This is a genomic window from Streptomyces sp. Edi4, assembly GCF_040253615.1.
Taxonomy (GTDB): Bacteria; Actinomycetota; Actinomycetes; order Streptomycetales; family Streptomycetaceae; genus Streptomyces.
On record NZ_JBEJGY010000004.1, the window covers coordinates 5,097,837 to 5,113,370 of the forward strand.

The window sequence follows — 15,534 nt, forward strand, 5'->3', positions numbered from 1 at the left end:
CCGCGCGCTACTCCTTCACGCCGAACAGCGGGACCAGCTTCTTCGGCAGGTGGTCGTTGCACGACAGCTGCCCCGTCTTGGTCAGGGCGTCGTCCACGCAGCTGTAGTAGTCGCGGTACACGATCTGCATCGTGAAACTGGAGGCCACCACCATCAGCGCAAGGACCGCCGTGACCAGGCCCGTCACCGCCGCCGTCACCTGCGGCCTGCCTTGCGCGGGCCGGGGCGCGGGTGGCGGTCCGGTCTGGGTGCTCTGCGGTGCGGCGTACGGCATGGGGGGAGCGGCGGCGCGGGGCGCACCGCCGACGGCGTTCGCGGCGGACGCCTCCTGAGGCTTGGGCTTGGCCCGCAGGGAGCTGATCGCCCAGTACAGGCCGAGCGCCCCGAGCAGCAGCGCGATCTCCGGCATGTCGAACAGGGCGAAGAAGAAGGCCCACATTCCGGAGAGCAGCGCGTAGCGGGCGCGGCGCTGGGCCGGGTCCGTGGGGTCCCAGCGCAGGCCGGATGAGGGCTGCGGGTTCTGGTTCTGGCCGCCCTGGGGCCGCTGGGGGCGCTGCCCGAACCCGCCGGGCGCGCGGCCGGGCTGCTGGTTGCTCCACTGGCTGCCCCAGGGCGAACCGTGTCCGGGACCGCCCTGGCCGTGCGGGCCGCCGTCTTGGCCCGCCGGCCGGCGCGGGCGCCACGGCTGGTCGGGCCGGCCCTCGGGCGGCGGCGCGAAGGGATTGTCGTCGGTGCCGTTGACGGGGCCCGCGCCGGTGCCGCTCCCCGTGTCCTCGCCCCCCGAGCCCTCCGGGTCCCTCGCCTTGGAGGAGCCGGAAGAGCCGGAGGAGCCGGAAGAACCGGGGGCGCCGGGTGAGCCGGGGGAACCTGAGGAACCGGCAGAAGAGGACTGGCGGGCTGCGAACAGCTGGTGGCGTCGGTCCGGCATCTGGTGAACGTCTTCCCCTCGGACCCGGCCGGCCGGTTCGGGCCAGGGGTCGCATCTCGCAAGTAAGTGAAGCAAGTAAGCCTGTAAGTGAAACAGTCGCGTCAAGGACGTCAAGCAAGTCGGCCCCGTGGCGGAGCCCGGTCTCGATTCCGGTCTCGATCACGTCTCCCTCACGTGAGACGTGTCTCGCCTCGCGGCGTCCTCCCAGACGCTACCTGGCGGTCCGGCCCCCGTCCCGTGGGGGCCGTCCGGTGTGCCGGTATCGTTGCTGACGGTCGGCGCTTTCGTAGAGTTCCCCGTATCGAGGGGCACGATTCGTTCGTACGACCACACAACGACGTACGACCGCGAGAAAGAGCCCCGCCGTGGCCTCCCCGCCCCCCTCCGCGTCCGCCTCTCCCCCCGGTGTCCCGCCCGCCCGCACCCGTCCCGCCCGGGTCGTGGTGCTGGTCTCGGGATCCGGTACGAATCTTCAGGCCCTGCTCGACGCCATCGCCGCCGATCCGCAGGGGTACGGGGCCGAGATCGTGGCCGTGGGCGCCGACCGGGACGCCATCGCCGGCCTCGAGCGCGCCGAACGGGCCGGGATCGAGACGTTCGTCTGCCGGGTCAAGGACCACGGCTCGCGCGCGCAGTGGGACGCGGCGCTGACCGCCGCCACCGAGGCGTACGCGCCGGACCTGGTCGTATCGGCCGGGTTCATGAAGATCGTGGGCAAGGAATTCCTCGCCCGCTTCGGCGGCCGGGTGGTCAACACCCACCCCGCGCTGCTGCCCAGTTTTCCCGGAGCCCACGGCGTACGCGACGCGCTCGCGTACGGCGCGAGGGTCACCGGGTGCACCGTCCACTTCGTCGACGACGGCGTCGACACCGGCCCGATCATCGCCCAGGGTGTGGTCGAGATCCGGGACGAGGACGATGAGGCCGCTCTGCACGAGCGGATCAAGGAAGTCGAGCGAGCGCTGCTCGTCGATGTCGTGGGGCGTCTGGCCCGTAACGGCTACCGCATTGAGGGACGAAAGGTTCAGATCGGTGAACTCGGTCAACTCCGCTAACACGGACACCGTCAAGCCCATCCGGCGGGCGCTGGTCAGCGTCTATGACAAGACGGGCCTGGAGGAGCTGGCGCAAGGGCTCCACGCGGCCGGTGTCGAGCTGGTGTCCACCGGGTCGACCGCCGCGAAGATCGCCGCCGCCGGGGTGCCCGTCACCAAGGTCGAAGAGCTCACCGGATTCCCCGAGTGCCTGGACGGGCGGGTCAAGACCCTGCACCCCAAGGTGCACGCGGGCATCCTCGCCGACCTGCGCCTCGACGCCCACCGCGCGCAGCTCGACGAACTCGGCGTGCGCCCCTTCGAGCTGGTCGTCGTCAACCTCTACCCGTTCAAGGAGACCGTCGCCTCCGGCGCGAGCCCCGACGAGTGCGTGGAGCAGATCGACATCGGCGGCCCCTCGATGGTCCGCGCCGCCGCCAAGAACCACCCCTCGGTCGCCGTGGTCACCAGCCCGGCGTGGTACGCGGCCGTGCTCGACGCCGTCAAGAACGGCGGCTTCGACCTGACCGCCCGCAAGCGCCTGGCCGCCGAGGCCTTCCAGCACACGGCCGCCTACGACGTGGCCGTCGCCTCCTGGATGACCAATGTGTACGCGCCCGAGGAGGGCGGGGCCGCGCTGCCCGAGTTCCTGGGCGGCACCTGGGAGCGCAAGTCCACGCTGCGCTACGGCGAGAACCCGCACCAGGCCGCCGCGCTCTACACCGACGGTCAGCCGGGCGGCATCGCCAACGCCGAGCAACTGCACGGCAAGGAGATGTCCTTCAACAACTACGTGGACACCGAGGCCGCGCGCCGCGCCGCCTACGACCACGACGAGCCCTGCGTCGCCATCATCAAGCACGCCAACCCGTGCGGCATCGCGGTGGACGCCGACCTCGCCGCCGCCCACCGCAAGGCCCACGCGTGCGACCCGCTGTCCGCGTACGGCGGCGTCATCGCCGTCAACCGGCCGGTCACGGTGGCGATGGCCGAGCAGGTGGCGGAGATCTTCACCGAGGTCATCGCGGCCCCGGGCTACGAGGACGGCGCGCTCGAGGTGCTGGCCCGCAAGAAGAACATCCGGGTGCTCGAGGTGGACGGCGCCCCGCACCAGCCCGGCGACCTCAAGGCGGTCTCGGGCGGCGCGGTGCTCCAGCAGACCGACGTCTTCCAGGCCGAGGGCGACGACCCCGCCAACTGGACGCTGGCCGCCGGCGAGGCGCTGAGCGAGGCCGAGCTGAAGGAGCTCGCCTTCGCCTGGATCGCCTGCCGGGCCGTCAAGTCCAACGCGATCCTGCTCGCCAAGGACGGCGCGTCCGTCGGCGTCGGCATGGGCCAGGTCAACCGGGTCGACTCCGCGAAGCTCGCGGTGGAGCGGGCGGGCGAGGAGCGGGCGCGGGGCTCCTACGCCGCGTCCGACGCGTTCTTCCCCTTCCCCGACGGCTTCGAGATCCTGGCGGCCGCCGGGGTCAAGGCCGTGGTCCAGCCCGGCGGTTCGGTCCGTGACGAGCTGGTGGTCGAGGCGGCGAAGAAGGCGGGCGTGACGATGTACTTCACCGGCACGCGGCACTTCTTCCATTAGCTCTGGTAGCTCCGGTAGCTCCGGTAGCTCCGGTACTCCGGTAGCTCCGGCCGGTACGCCGAAGGCCGCACCCCGTGCGGGGTGCGGCCCTCCTGTTCGGCGTGGGGAGCCCGGCGGCCCGGAGCTCACCGGCTCAGTACTGCGGACGCTTGAACCACTGGGCGCCGCTCTGCTTGCCGACGAACACGGCGATCAGGATGGCCAGCACCGTGTGGATGAGCCCGACGACGACGAACGGATAGACGCCGAGCACCGCAGTCACGATGGCGAAAACCATCAGGGTGACGCGCAGTCCGTTGCCGCCCGTGCCGAACTTCGCGGCGAGCACGATGGCGAAGATCAGCCAGGCGACCGCGAAGACCGCCATGACGTAGAGCACGCCGATCGGGTAGTCGGCGAGCTGCTGGAACTGGACATCGTCCCGCGCCGCGGCCTGGTTCTTCGCGGCGCTCATGCCGATCGCCCCGATCACCATGATGACAGCGCCGATGGCCTGGAGGCCGACGATGACCCACAGCATCACGCGGGCGGCGGAGACGGTTCCGGGCATCGTCTGCGGGCCCATGGGTGCGCCGCCGTAGGGCTGTTGCGGGTACCCGTAGCCCTGCTGCGGCACCCCCTGGGGGGCCTGCTGGCCCTGCGGGTAGCCGTAGCCCGGCTGGCCCGGCTGCTGGCCATAGGGGTTGGCACCCTGCTGGGGCTGCTGCCCATAGGGGTTGTTCGGGTCGCCGAAGCTCATGACGGGCTTTCCTCCGTTGGTTGTGCGGGGACGACGCGGCCCGAGCGGAGAGCAGAGCTGTTCTGAGCGGATCGCCCCCCGGCACTGCCCGCGGCACTGCGCGGATCATCGTTCTAAATAAGACATAAGTTTGTCCAGCCGAATGCTGGATGTGTTGTGCAAGTGCAACTTGGGCGATCACGTGTCGCCCTGAAAGAATGGGAAACATGACCGCCCAGATTCTCGATGGCAAGGCCACCGCCGCAGCGATCAAGTCCGAACTGGCCGTCCGCGTGGCGGCCCTGAAGGAGCGAGGCGTCACCCCCGGCCTGGGGACCGTGCTCGTCGGGGACGACCCCGGCAGCCAGAAGTACGTCGCGGGCAAGCACCGCGACTGCGCCCAGGTCGGCATCGCGTCCATCCAGCGCGAACTGCCCGCGACCGCGACGCAGGAGGAGATCGAGGCGGTGGTGCGGGAGCTCAACGACAACCCCGAGTGCACCGGCTACATCGTCCAGCTGCCGCTGCCCAAGGGCATCGACGAGAACCGAATCCTGGAGCTGATGGACCCGGCCAAGGACGCCGACGGCCTGCACCCGGTGAGCCTGGGCCGCCTCGTCCTCAACGAGCCGGGCCCGCTGCCCTGCACCCCGTACGGCATCATCCAGTTGCTCCGCAAGCACGGCGTGGAGATCAACGGGGCCGAGGTCGTCGTCGTGGGACGCGGCGTCACCATCGGGCGCTCCATGCCGCTGCTGCTCACCCGGCGCTCGGAGAACGCGACGGTCACCCAGTGCCACACCGGCACCCGCGACCTGTCCAAGCACCTGCGCCAGGCCGACATCATCGTCGCGGCCGTCGGCGTCCCTCATCTGATCAAGCCCGAGGACGTGAAGCCCGGCGCGGCGGTGCTCGACGTCGGCGTCAGCCGTGACGAGAGCGGCAAGATCGTCGGCGATGTGCACCCCGGCGTCGCCGAGGTCGCGGGCTGGCTCTCGCCCAACCCGGGCGGTGTGGGCCCGATGACCCGCGCCCAACTGCTCGTCAACGTCGTCGAGGCGGCCGAGCTCGCCGCCGCGGGCTGACAGGAAAGGGCCTGACCCATGGGTGCTGGTAGGAGTCACGAGGCGTCCGGGGACCCGCGGAACGCGGAGAACGCAGCGTCCGCCAAGGCCGGTTCGCGGCGGCCCCCCTCGCTGACGCGGGACACCGCGCGCCCCGAGGGCGGCGGCCGGGCCGCGGCGGGCGACGCGCCGGCGCCCGCCCGGCAGTGGCCGCTGCTGTGCGTGCTGCTCGCCGTCGGCCTCGGGCTGCTCATGGTCGCGATCGACCCGTTCGGGGCGGCGTTCCGGATCGGGCTCGTCATCGTCGGCGCCGCCCTGATGGTGGGCGCCGCGCTGCGCTGGACACTGCCGTCGGTGGGCATGCTCGCCGTCAGGTCCCGCTTCACCGACATCTCCACGTACGGAGTGCTCGGCGTCGCCATCGTGCTGCTCGCCCTGATGGCCCAGCCCCGCCCGTGGCTGAACGTCCCCTTCCTTGAGGACGCGGTCCACTTCACCGTGCGTTAGCGGTACCGGCGGACACGGACGGCCCGCGCCCACCCCGGTGGGCGCGGGCCGCCCCGTCTCCCCGCCGGGCCGCTGCCGCAACTCACGCTGTACCGCGCGGAGTTGACGTACGCGCTCCGTACCATCGTTACGCTGCGACGATGCGGATCCGCCCCCAGTTCGCCGACGCGCTCCTGGCCGTGGCGCTGACCTGTGCCTCGGTGGCGCTCGGGCAGGAGTCGGCGCGGCAGGGCTGGAACGCGCTGGACGCCCGGGGGTACGCCCTGGCCGCGCTGGCCGGACTGCCGCTCGCCTTCCGCGTCAGGGCGCCGGTCGCGGTGCTGCTCTGGTCGCACCTGGTCTTCGTCGGGTACGTGGCCTGCGGGTACTGGCCCGTGGTCACGAGCTTCGGCCCGATGCTCTCGCTGTACACGGTGGCCTCCCTGCGCGCCCTGCCCGCGGCGGCGGCCTGCGCGGCCCTCATGGCGGGGGCCTGGATGTACGCCGGAGTGGCGAGTCCTCGCAGCGCCATGGTCTCCGTGGTCGCCCAGGCCCTCGTCTTCGCCCTGGTACTGCTCCACTTCGGAGCGCTGGCCCGCCGCACCGCCGAACTCGCCCGGCGCCTGCGGCAGGAGCAGGCCGACCGCGCGCGCCGCGCGGTGGCGGCCGAACGCGGGCGTATCGCGCGGGAGTTGCACGACGTGGTGGCCCACCACATGTCCGTCATCTCCGTGCAGGCCGGGCTCGCCGGGTTCGTCTTCGCCTCCGATCCGCCCACCGCGCGCGCCGCCCTTTCCACCATCTGCGGCACCAGCGCCGAAGCTCTTGAGGAGCTGCGCCGGATGCTCGAGGTGCTGCGTGACGCCGACGACGAGGCGCCCGGGGCCCCCATGCCGGGCCTCGGCCGGATCCCGGAGCTGGCGGAGCGGATCGGGGCCGCCGGCGTCCCCGTGACCCTGCGCACCCTCGGCACCCCGCGGCCGCTGCCGCCCGGCGTCGAACTGTGCGCCTACCGGGTGGTGCAGGAAGCGCTCACGAACGTGCTCAAGCACGCGCGAGGAGCCGAGACCGAAGTCCAACTCCGGTACGCCCGGAACCAGTTGATGGTATCCGTCGTCAATGGGGACAAGGGCGGCGGACGCGGGGGGCCGCATCAGGACGGAGTGCCTACCGGCGGTGGCCACGGCTTGCTCGGCATGCGGGAGCGGGCCAAGCTCTACGGCGGGTCGGTCAGCGCCGGCCCGCGGAGCGAAGGCGGGTTCGCGGTGACCCTGACCCTGCCGACCTCCGCAGGAGCGCCACCCGGGGAGGAAGACGCATCGGGATGATCAGGGTGCTCGTCGTCGACGACCAGTTCCTCATCCGGGCGGGCCTGACGGGGCTGCTGAGAGCGGCCCCCGGCGTGGAGGTGGCCGGGGAGGCGGGCGACGGCGCCGAAGCGGTGCGCCAGGCCGCCGCGACCCGCCCGGACGTGATCCTCATGGACATCCGGATGCCCGGCATGACCGGCATCGAGGCCACCGAACGCATCCTGGCCGGGGCCGCCGATCCGGCGCCGCGCATCCTCGTCCTCACCACGTTCGACCTCGACGAGTACGTCTATGGCGCGCTGCGCGCCGGGGCCAGCGGATTCCTGCTCAAGGACTCGGGGCCGGAGCGGCTGCTGGCCGCGGTGGCCGCCGTCGGCGGGGGCGACGGGCTCTTCGCGCCGAGTGTCACCCGCCGCCTGGTCGAGGCGTTCGCGCGGCGGCCCGAACCCGGCCCGACGCCCGAACTCGACGTCCTCACCGCCCGCGAGACCCAGGTGCTGCGCCTGATCGCGTGCGGCCTGGCGAACCAGGAGATCGCCGGCCGCCTCTACATCAGCGAGGCCACGGTCAAGACCCATCTGAACCGCGCCATGAGCAAACTGGATCTGGCCAGCCGGGCCCAGGCGGTGGTGCTGGCGTACGAGACCGGCCTTGTCACCCCGGGCGGCGCCCGCCCCTGAGCGCCGGCCGCCCTTTGTGCGAGCCGGTGCGCGCCACCTGTGGAGCTGCCATCCTGGATCCGCGCGTGCCGCCCGCGCCCTGGCAAGCGAGAACTTGGGGGAAGCGATGCCTCGCTGGAAGGCGCTGCCGGACCAACTCGACCCGCAGGTGCGGGAGTTCGCGGATCAGCTGCGCCGGCTCGTGGACCGCAGCGGGCTCAGTGTCGCGGCGGTCGCCGAGCGCACCGGGTACAGCAGGACGTCCTGGGAGCGGTATCTGGGCGGCCGGCTCTTCGCCCCCAGGGCGGCCGTCGTCGCGCTCGCCGAGGTGACCGGCGCGAACCCGGTCCACCTGACCACCCTGTGGGAGCCGGCCGAGCGGGCCTGGGCCCGCTCCGAGCAGCGCCACGACCGCGTCATGGACGCCGTGCGGGCCGACCGGTCGAGAACCGCGACGGCCGAGCCGCGACGGCCCGCCGCGCCCCGCGCCGTTTTTCAGGCCCCGCCCGCCGGGCCGGGCGGCCGGAGCCGGATCGTCATGTTCCTGGCCGGGGTGGTGGGCGCGCTGCTCGTCATCACGGCGGCCGTGCTCCTCACCGGCCGCGGCGGGCCCGCCGACGACAAGCCGGCCACCGCCAGGCCTCCGGCCGCCGCGCAGTCGTCCAGCCGCACCGCCGCGCCGCCCAGCCACACCGCCGCCCCGGCGGCCGCGCTCCCTCCCGGCGTGTCGTGCCTGGCCGCCTCGTGCACCGGCCAGGATCCCGAAACGACGCGCTGCGCCGACACGTCGGTCCGTACGGTGGGCAGCGCCAGGGTCGGCGTCGCGGTCGTCGAGGTGCGCTACAGCCGGACGTGCGAGGCGGCCTGGGCGCGGCTGAGGCGGGTCGTCCCGGGCGACCGGGTGCGGATCAGCGCGGGCGCCCTGGCCCGGGACGCGGTGGTGCAGGGGGCGGGCCGCGACACGTACACCAGGATGCTCGCCGTCCAGGGTCCCGCCGCCGCGCGGGCCTGCGCCACGCTGACGGACAAAAGGAGCGGCTGCGCCACCGGAACGGACACAACCGGCCGATGATCGATCAGCGTGAGCCGTCCCACAGGGCGGCGGGGGTGTAGAACTCCCAGGGTCGGATAGCCTGACCGCTGGACATCTCTTCACGTCAAGATTCAGACGGTCGCACGTCAGGTTGCCGGCGTTTACGGGGTGCCCGGAAGCCAGGGGCAACCCCCCACCACCTGCTGTTTCTTACGGAGATCGCCATGACCCGCACTCCCGTGAATGTCACCGTCACCGGCGCGGCCGGCCAGATCGGCTACGCGCTGCTCTTCCGCATCGCCTCCGGTCACCTGCTCGGCCCGGACGTGCCGGTCAACCTGCGCCTCCTGGAGATCACCCCGGCCCTGAAGGCCGCCGAGGGCACCGCCATGGAGCTCGACGACTGCGCCTTCCCGCTGCTGCGCGGCATCGAGATCACCGACGACGCCAACGTCGCCTTCGACGGCGCCAACGTGGCCCTGCTCGTCGGTGCCCGCCCGCGCACCAAGGGCATGGAGCGCGGCGACCTGCTCTCCGCCAACGGCGGCATCTTCAAGCCGCAGGGCAAGGCCATCAACGACAACGCCGCGGACGACATCAAGGTCCTCGTCGTCGGCAACCCGGCCAACACCAACGCGCTCATCGCGCAGGCCTCGGCCCCGGACGTACCGGCCGAGCGCTTCACCGCGATGACCCGCCTCGACCACAACCGGGCGATCTCGCAGCTGGCGAAGAAGACCGGCACGACGGTCTCCGACATCAAGCGTCTGACCATCTGGGGCAACCACTCGGCCACCCAGTACCCGGACATCTTCCACGCGGAGATCGCCGGCAAGAACGCCGCCGAGGTCGTGAACGACGAGCAGTGGCTGGCCGACGAGTTCATCCCGACCGTCGCCAAGCGCGGCGCCGCGATCATCGAGGCCCGTGGCGCGTCCTCGGCCGCCTCGGCCGCCAACGCCGCCATCGACCACGTGCACACCTGGGTCAACGGCACCGCCGATGGCGACTGGACCTCCATGGGCATCCCCTCGGACGGCTCCTACGGCGTCCCGGAGGGCCTGATCTCCTCCTTCCCGGTCACCGTCAAGGACGGCAAGTACTCGATCGTCCAGGGCCTGGACATCAACGAGTTCTCCCGCAAGCGCATCGACGCCTCCGTCAAGGAGCTCACCGAGGAGCGCGACGCGGTCCGCGAGCTCGGCCTCATCTGAGCCCCGCGGTACGCCCCTTGGCGTACCGCCCGACGAAGCCCCGGCAGCCACTGCCGGGGCTTCGCCCGTTTCCTAGCCGCGCGCCGCGTCCCGGGTCAGCTGGACGGCGGCGAGCAGGCTGAGCTCGGGCCGGGCGTCGCGCAGCGCCTTGACCGCGTGGACCGACTCGTTGTCGGGGCCCGTGTAGCCGACCGACGCCCGCTGCTCGCGCACCCAGCGGCCCCGGCGCTCCCGGTCCGGCTCGGCCGCCGCCTTCTCGGCGATCGCCAGTGCCGCCTGGAGGCCCGGCCGTTCGGCCTCCCCGGCGTCCGCGAGCGCGTCGCGCAGTTCGGACGCGATGTCGTCCGCGTCGCGCAGCCACAGGACCGTGAGCTGTTTGCGGCCGAACAGGCCCCGAAGGTCGGACATGACGAACTCCCCGCTGTCGCGTTGCTTGTTGTGGTTCCACTCACCAATGTAGTACTTCTTATACATGAGCGAGCAGGTGCACAACAGGCTGGCGATGGTGCGGGCCGAGCGCAAGGTGTCGCGCCAGAGCCTGGCCGAGGCGGTCGGGGTCCACTACCAGACCATCGGCTACATCGAGCGGGGGCAGTACAACCCGAGCCTCGACCTGGCGTTGAAGATCGCGGAGCACTTCGGGCTCCCGGTGGAGGCGCTGTTCTCCCTGACACCGTTCCGCCCGCTCACCGACGAGGCCTACGGGAGGAACCAGTGAGCGACGTGCGGCTGACGCGTTATGACCGGTGGATGTACAAGACCATGAACCGCCGCGAGTACGAGGGTCTGTACGCGACGGCGGCCCGCAGAAGGGTGCTGTTCGGCGCCCACCTCGCGCTGACCGCCGCGTACGTGGCGGCGGGGCTCGCCGCGGTCCTGGTCCCTTCCGTGACCGCGCTGTGGGTGATGCTCGTCCTGCTGGTGCCGTGGTGCGTGGCCATGGGGGCCATCAACACCGCCACCCGGGGCCTGCTCGAACTGCGCCGCCGGGCCCTGGACGAGCGCCAGCGCGCCGAACGCAGCGAGGTCCTGGCCCGCGCCCACCGCGTCACCACCGTCCTGCTGGTGGCCACCGCCGTGGCCGCCGCCGTGTACGGCCACACGGGCGGCGACCTGGCACCCCCGTCCCTGCCCGCCCTGACCGCCCTCCTGGTCACCCACGCCCTGACCCCGAGGTGGACAGCTCTCCTGCGCACCCAGAACGAACCGACCGACGACTGACCCCGACAGGCCCGATGCCCCGGACGCCCCCGGCACCGCCGCGCCCGGCGCCTACAACGCGCGTACCTGGTGGGCGATGTCGCGTAGGGCCTGGGTTGCGCGGTGTTGGAGGCCGGGGCCGAACGTGATGCGGGTCGCGCCCAGTTCGGACAGGCGGCGCGGGGTCGGGCCGTCGGGCAGGGCCGCCATGTTGACCGGCGCCGGCACGGCCGCGGCGATCTTGGGCAGGTGGTCGGCCGGCGCGGCGAACGGGTAGACGCCGTCGGCGCCCGCCGCCACGTACGCCCGGGCCCGCGCGATGGTCGCGTCCAGGTCGGGCAGGCCCCGGATGTAGGTGTCGACGCGGGCGTTGATGAAGATGCGATCGCCCGCCTCGGCCCGCACCTCGGCCAGCCAGTCCGCGTGCCGCGCCGGGTCCTTCAGGGCGCCGCCCGCGGAGTCCTCCAGGTTGCAGCCGACCGCGCCCGTCTCCAGGAGCCGGTCCACCAGCTCCTTGGGCGCGAGCCCGTACCCGTCCTCGATGTCCGCCGACACCGGGACCGACACCGACCGCACGATCCGGGTCACGGCGGCGAACATCTCCTGCGCCGGCGTCGAGCCGTCCTCGTACCCCAGGGACGCCGAGACCCCCGCGCTCGGCGTAGCCAGGGCCGGGAAGCCGGCCTCTTCGAAGACCCGGGCGCTGGCCGCGTCCCACGGGCCCGGCAGGATCAGCGGGTCGCCCGTGGCGCGGCCCTGGTGCAGGGCGCGGAACGCGGCGGCGGGGTTCAGCTGTGCCATTGCGTGTCTCCGGGTGTCGTGCGGCGGGTCACCATCAGCCGGTTCCAGCTGTTGATGACGGTGATGACCGCGATGAGGTGGGCGAGTTGGGTCTCGGTGAAGTGCTCGGCGGCCGCGTCGTACACCGCGTCGGTGACGGATCCTTGCCCGGGCTTCGTCCGGGAGGCGCCCTGGGCCAGGACGGTGACCGCCTCGGTCAGCGCGAGCGCGGCCCGCTCCCGCGCGCAGAACAGCCGGCCGCTCTCCTCCCAGGCGGCGATCAGGGCGAGCCGTTCCTCCGCCTCGCCTGCCTTGCGGGCGGCCGTCAGATGCATGTCCAGGCAGAAGGCGCAGCGGTTGAGCTGGGACGCCCGGATCATCACCAGTTCGGCAAGCGCCGGGTCGCCAAGACCCCGTTTGGCGACGGCGCTGAGCTTCGCGAGATCATGGTAGACCGCGCCCGGCACCCGGAACTCCCGCACCGCAACGCTCACTTGTACATCCCCGGCTTGTAGTGGCCCGCCGTCGCACGCGTGGTCACACCGAAGCGGTTCCAGGCGTTGATCACGACGATGGTGGAGACGAGCTGCGCCAGCTCGCCCTCCTCGAAGTGCTCGGCGGCCCTTTCGTACACCTCGTCCGGCACGAATCCCTCGGTCAGGACGGTGATCGCCTCGGTCAGCGCGAGGGCCGCCAGCTCCTTGGCCGTGTAGAAGTGCGCGGACTCCTCCCACGCGCTGAGCTGGGTGATCCGCTCCACCGACTCGCCCGCCGCCAGCGCGTCCTTGGTGTGCATGTCCAGGCAGAAGGCGCAGCGGTTCAGCTGCGAGGCGCGGATCCTGACCAGCTCGGCGACGGCCGGGTCGAGCCCTCGCTCGGCTGCCTCGTTCAGCTTCATCATGGCCCGGTAGACCTCGGGCGCCGCCTTGGCCCAGCGCAGACGCGGGGCTCGCTCGGGCACGTAGGCCATGGTCTCGTCCGTCGTGTTCTCCGTCGTCGTCATGAGTACGACCGTAGGGCGCGGATGGCACCCCGGTATGGTCCACTCCCATGGTGAAATCCTGGGCCACTTCTCCGGAAACCCTCGGTGTCGATCTGCACATCGACGTGGGCGGCGCGGGCCTGCGCTCGGGCCTCATGGACGCGCTGCGCGAGGCCGTACGCACCGGACGGCTCGCGCCGGGCGCCCGGCTGCCCTCCTCGCGCACCCTCGCCGCCGACCTCGGGATCGCCCGCAACACGGTGGCCGACGCCTACGCCGAGCTGGTCGCCGAGGGCTGGCTCACCGCGCGCCAGGGCTCCGGCACCCGGGTCGCCCAGCGTTCGCGGGCGCGCCAGGACCGAGCCCATGCGCCGCGTCCCACCGCCCGGCGCAAGCCCGCGTACAACCTGATGGCCGGCTCGCCCGACCTCGCCTCGTTTCCGCGCGCCGAGTGGCTGAGGGCGGCTCGCCACGCGCTGACCGAGGCCCCGCACGAGGCATTCGGCATCGGCGACCCGCGCGGCCGCATCGAGCTGCGTACGGCGCTCGCGGACTATCTGGCCCGGGCCCGCGGTGTGTACGCGTCGCCGGACCGCATCGTGGTGTGCTCGGGGTTCCTGCACGGCCTGATGCTGATGGCTGCGGTGCTGCGGGCGCGCCGGGTGCGGGAGGTGGCGGTCGAGTCGTACGGGCTCGACTTCCACCGGAAGGCGCTGACCGACGCGGGCCTGCGCACGCCGCCGCTCGCCCTGGACGAACGGGGCACGCGCACCGAGGAGTTGGGGGAGCTGGGGGAGCTGAAGGGCGCGGGCGCGGTGCTCATGACGCCGGCGCACCAGTTCCCGATCGGGCTTCCGCTGCCGCCCGACCGGCGTGCGGCGGCCGTCGACTGGGCGCGCGCCACCGGCGGCCTGATCGTGGAGGACGACTACGACGGGGAGTTCCGCTACGACCGCCAGCCCGTGGGCGCCCTGCAAGGACTCGACCCCGAGCACGTCGTCTACCTCGGCACCGCGAGCAAGGCCCTCGCGCCCGGGCTCCGGCTCGGCTGGATGGTGCTGCCCGCGCGTCTGGTCGAGGAGGTCGAGCGTGCCAAGCGCGGGGACTGGGCGTGCGGCGCGCTCGACCAGCTCACGCTGGCGCGGTTCATCAGTTCCGGAGCGTACGACCGCCATGTGCGCACCATGCGGCTGCGCTACCGGCGCCGCCGCGACCAACTGGTGGCAGCCCTCGCCGAGCGCGCCCCCGACGTGCGGGTGAGCGGCATCGCCGCCGGCCTGCACGCTTTGCTCGAACTGCCCCCCGGCACCGAACGCTCCGTGGTCCAGGGCGCCGCATGGCAGGGCCTGGCCCTGGAGGGCCTTTCCCATTTCCGCCACCCCCAACTCCCGCCGGACCGCGACGCGTTGGTGGTCGGGTACGGGACGCCCCCGGATTCGGGGTGGACGGGGGCGCTGGACGCGCTGATGGGGGTGCTTCCGTGAGCCCCGTGGCGGGAAGAACTAGGCCTCGGGGTGGTCCGGCGGCGCGGGCGCCGTCTCCGGCGCCTCACCGAAGCGGGCCAGGGCCAGGGCGCCCGCCACCGCCACCGCGAAACCCGTGATCGCCAGCCACCCGAGCCCCGCGCGGGTGTGGTCGCCCAGCCAGGCGACGCCGACCAGGGCCGGGCCGATGGTCTCGCCGATGACCATGCCCGCCGTCGCCGTGGTGACCGAGCCGCGCGACAGGGCCGAGGTCAGCAGCAGGAACGCGGCGCCGCCGCCGGCCAGCAGCGCGTACAACGCCGGGTTCGTCAGGTCGAAGGGGTCGTCGATGAGGCGCACGGCCACCTCGACCACGCCGAACCCGCAGCCCGCGCCGAGCCCGAGCACCAGCGCCCTGGCGCGTCCCGGCAGCCTTCCGCCGGCCGCGCCTGCGGCAAGGACCGCGGCGGCCACCCCGAGCAGCCACCAGCGCAGGGACGCGGGGCCCGCCCCGTCGCCCTCCGCGCCGGAGGACAGGCCCAGCATGGCGAGCCCCGCGCAGACGACGCCGACCGCCGCCCACTCCGTACCGGAGAGGCTGACCCGCAGGATCCTGGCCGCGACCACCGCCGTCACCGCGAGCGAGGCGGCGAGCGCCGCGCCCACCGCGTAGATCGGCACCGACCGCAGCGCGATGACCTGGAAGACGAACCCGAGACCGTCCAGCGCGAGCCCCACGACGTAGCGCCACTGGCGCACGGCGCGCAGCAGCAGCGCCGCGTCCACGCCCGAGCCCGCCCCCGTACCGGGTTCGGCCGCGCGCGTCGCGGCGGCCTGGAGGACGGTGGCCGTACCGAAGCAGAGCGCGGACGCGAGCGCGCAGATCATCCCGAACACAGGGGGACTGTAGTCGCAGGCCCTGCGGCCCCGCGAAAGCCCGGGGGTGGGGGCGGCGCGGGCCGGGAACTAGGGTGTGGCCGGAACACGTCCCACCAGGGAGACCTGGCGGGGACAGGACAACACGGCAGGGCAACAGGGAAGAGCAACGAAGCAGGGCAACGAACCGACAGCGGGGGAGGTC

At 72.7% G+C, this 15,534-nt stretch carries 18 protein-coding genes; 11 read left to right on the forward strand and 7 right to left on the reverse strand.

The genetic code is table 11. The features are described from left to right. Window positions 1-7 precede the first annotated feature (7 nt). Window positions 8-928: a hypothetical protein gene (locus ABR738_RS25220; protein ID WP_350232230.1), complete on the reverse strand. Its 921-nt coding sequence runs from the start codon at window positions 926-928 to the stop codon at window positions 8-10. A 440-nt stretch (window positions 929-1,368) separates the two neighbouring features. Between ABR738_RS25220 and purN the strand changes: the two genes are divergently transcribed. Then, a complete protein-coding gene (gene purN / locus ABR738_RS25225; RefSeq protein ID WP_350234726.1) occupies window positions 1,369-1,983 on the forward strand; it encodes a phosphoribosylglycinamide formyltransferase in 615 nt (204 codons plus the stop codon). Further along, on the forward strand, window positions 1,901-3,544 hold the full coding sequence (purH, locus tag ABR738_RS25230; RefSeq protein WP_350232231.1) for a bifunctional phosphoribosylaminoimidazolecarboxamide formyltransferase/IMP cyclohydrolase: 1,644 nt from the start codon (window positions 1,901-1,903) through the stop codon (window positions 3,542-3,544). Before purN ends, purH begins: the two co-directional genes overlap by 83 nt. Window positions 3,545-3,677: 133 nt before the next feature. Here purH and ABR738_RS25235 read toward each other — a convergent pair whose 3' ends face one another. Then, window positions 3,678-4,283 (reverse strand): hypothetical protein, encoded by a 606-nt coding sequence (locus ABR738_RS25235; protein ID WP_350232232.1) that lies wholly within the window; start codon window positions 4,281-4,283, stop codon window positions 3,678-3,680. 206 nt (window positions 4,284-4,489) lie between these two features. Here ABR738_RS25235 and ABR738_RS25240 point away from each other — a divergent pair, with 206 nt between their 5' ends. From ABR738_RS25240 to ABR738_RS25265, 6 genes are all read left to right on the forward strand, one after another. Further along, window positions 4,490-5,347, forward strand: coding sequence for a bifunctional methylenetetrahydrofolate dehydrogenase/methenyltetrahydrofolate cyclohydrolase (locus ABR738_RS25240; protein ID WP_350232233.1), 858 nt, complete (start codon window positions 4,490-4,492; stop codon window positions 5,345-5,347). 18 nt (window positions 5,348-5,365) lie between these two features. Then, complete coding sequence (locus ABR738_RS25245) at window positions 5,366-5,833, forward strand: DUF3017 domain-containing protein (RefSeq protein WP_350232234.1); 468 nt, start codon at window positions 5,366-5,368, stop codon at window positions 5,831-5,833. Window positions 5,834-5,973: 140 nt separating this feature from the next. After that, a complete protein-coding gene (locus ABR738_RS25250) occupies window positions 5,974-7,140 on the forward strand; it encodes a sensor histidine kinase (protein WP_350232235.1) in 1,167 nt (388 codons plus the stop codon). Beyond that, the gene (locus tag ABR738_RS25255; RefSeq protein WP_350232236.1) at window positions 7,137-7,802 is read left to right on the forward strand and encodes a response regulator; all 666 of its coding nucleotides are present in this window, start codon (window positions 7,137-7,139) and stop codon (window positions 7,800-7,802) included. Before ABR738_RS25250 ends, ABR738_RS25255 begins: the two co-directional genes overlap by 4 nt. A 106-nt stretch (window positions 7,803-7,908) precedes the next feature. Continuing rightward, window positions 7,909-8,853 carry a helix-turn-helix domain-containing protein gene (locus ABR738_RS25260; RefSeq protein WP_350232237.1) on the forward strand — a complete coding sequence of 315 codons (945 nt, stop codon included), beginning with the start codon at window positions 7,909-7,911 and terminating at the stop codon, window positions 8,851-8,853. Between the two features lie 185 nt (window positions 8,854-9,038). Further along, entirely contained in the window at window positions 9,039-10,028 is a 990-nt protein-coding gene (locus tag ABR738_RS25265) for a malate dehydrogenase (RefSeq protein ID WP_350232238.1), read from the forward strand. A gap of 72 nt (window positions 10,029-10,100) precedes the next feature. Here the strand turns inward: ABR738_RS25265 and ABR738_RS25270 are convergent, their stop codons facing one another. Next, window positions 10,101-10,436, reverse strand: a complete 336-nt coding sequence (locus ABR738_RS25270) for a hypothetical protein (protein ID WP_350232239.1) — start codon at window positions 10,434-10,436, stop codon at window positions 10,101-10,103. A gap of 64 nt (window positions 10,437-10,500) precedes the next feature. On the opposite strand from ABR738_RS25270, the gene ABR738_RS25275 reads away from it, so the two are divergent. Next, window positions 10,501-10,746 (forward strand): helix-turn-helix transcriptional regulator, encoded by a 246-nt coding sequence (locus ABR738_RS25275; RefSeq protein WP_328310759.1) that lies wholly within the window; start codon window positions 10,501-10,503, stop codon window positions 10,744-10,746. Next, a complete protein-coding gene (locus ABR738_RS25280; RefSeq protein ID WP_350232240.1) occupies window positions 10,743-11,249 on the forward strand; it encodes a hypothetical protein in 507 nt (168 codons plus the stop codon). Before ABR738_RS25275 ends, ABR738_RS25280 begins: the two co-directional genes overlap by 4 nt. Window positions 11,250-11,300: 51 nt before the next feature. On the opposite strand, the gene ABR738_RS25285 is transcribed toward ABR738_RS25280, so the two are convergent. From ABR738_RS25285 to ABR738_RS25295, 3 genes are read right to left on the reverse strand one after another with little or no spacing between them, the layout of a single operon-like run. Then, window positions 11,301-12,020 (reverse strand): isocitrate lyase/PEP mutase family protein, encoded by a 720-nt coding sequence (locus tag ABR738_RS25285; protein ID WP_350234727.1) that lies wholly within the window; start codon window positions 12,018-12,020, stop codon window positions 11,301-11,303. Continuing rightward, window positions 12,017-12,502: a carboxymuconolactone decarboxylase family protein gene (locus ABR738_RS25290; RefSeq protein WP_350232241.1), complete on the reverse strand. Its 486-nt coding sequence runs from the start codon at window positions 12,500-12,502 to the stop codon at window positions 12,017-12,019. Before ABR738_RS25290 ends, ABR738_RS25285 begins: the two co-directional genes overlap by 4 nt. Further along, entirely contained in the window at window positions 12,499-13,011 is a 513-nt protein-coding gene (locus tag ABR738_RS25295) for a carboxymuconolactone decarboxylase family protein (protein WP_350232242.1), read from the reverse strand. Before ABR738_RS25295 ends, ABR738_RS25290 begins: the two co-directional genes overlap by 4 nt. A 47-nt stretch (window positions 13,012-13,058) precedes the next feature. Between ABR738_RS25295 and pdxR the strand changes: the two genes are divergently transcribed. Beyond that, entirely contained in the window at window positions 13,059-14,474 is a 1,416-nt protein-coding gene (gene pdxR / locus ABR738_RS25300) for a MocR-like pyridoxine biosynthesis transcription factor PdxR (protein WP_350232243.1), read from the forward strand. An 18-nt stretch (window positions 14,475-14,492) separates the two neighbouring features. On the opposite strand, the gene ABR738_RS25305 is transcribed toward pdxR, so the two are convergent. Next, window positions 14,493-15,341 carry a hypothetical protein gene (locus ABR738_RS25305; protein WP_350234728.1) on the reverse strand — a complete coding sequence of 283 codons (849 nt, stop codon included), beginning with the start codon at window positions 15,339-15,341 and terminating at the stop codon, window positions 14,493-14,495. Between the last annotated feature and the right edge of the window lie 193 nt (window positions 15,342-15,534).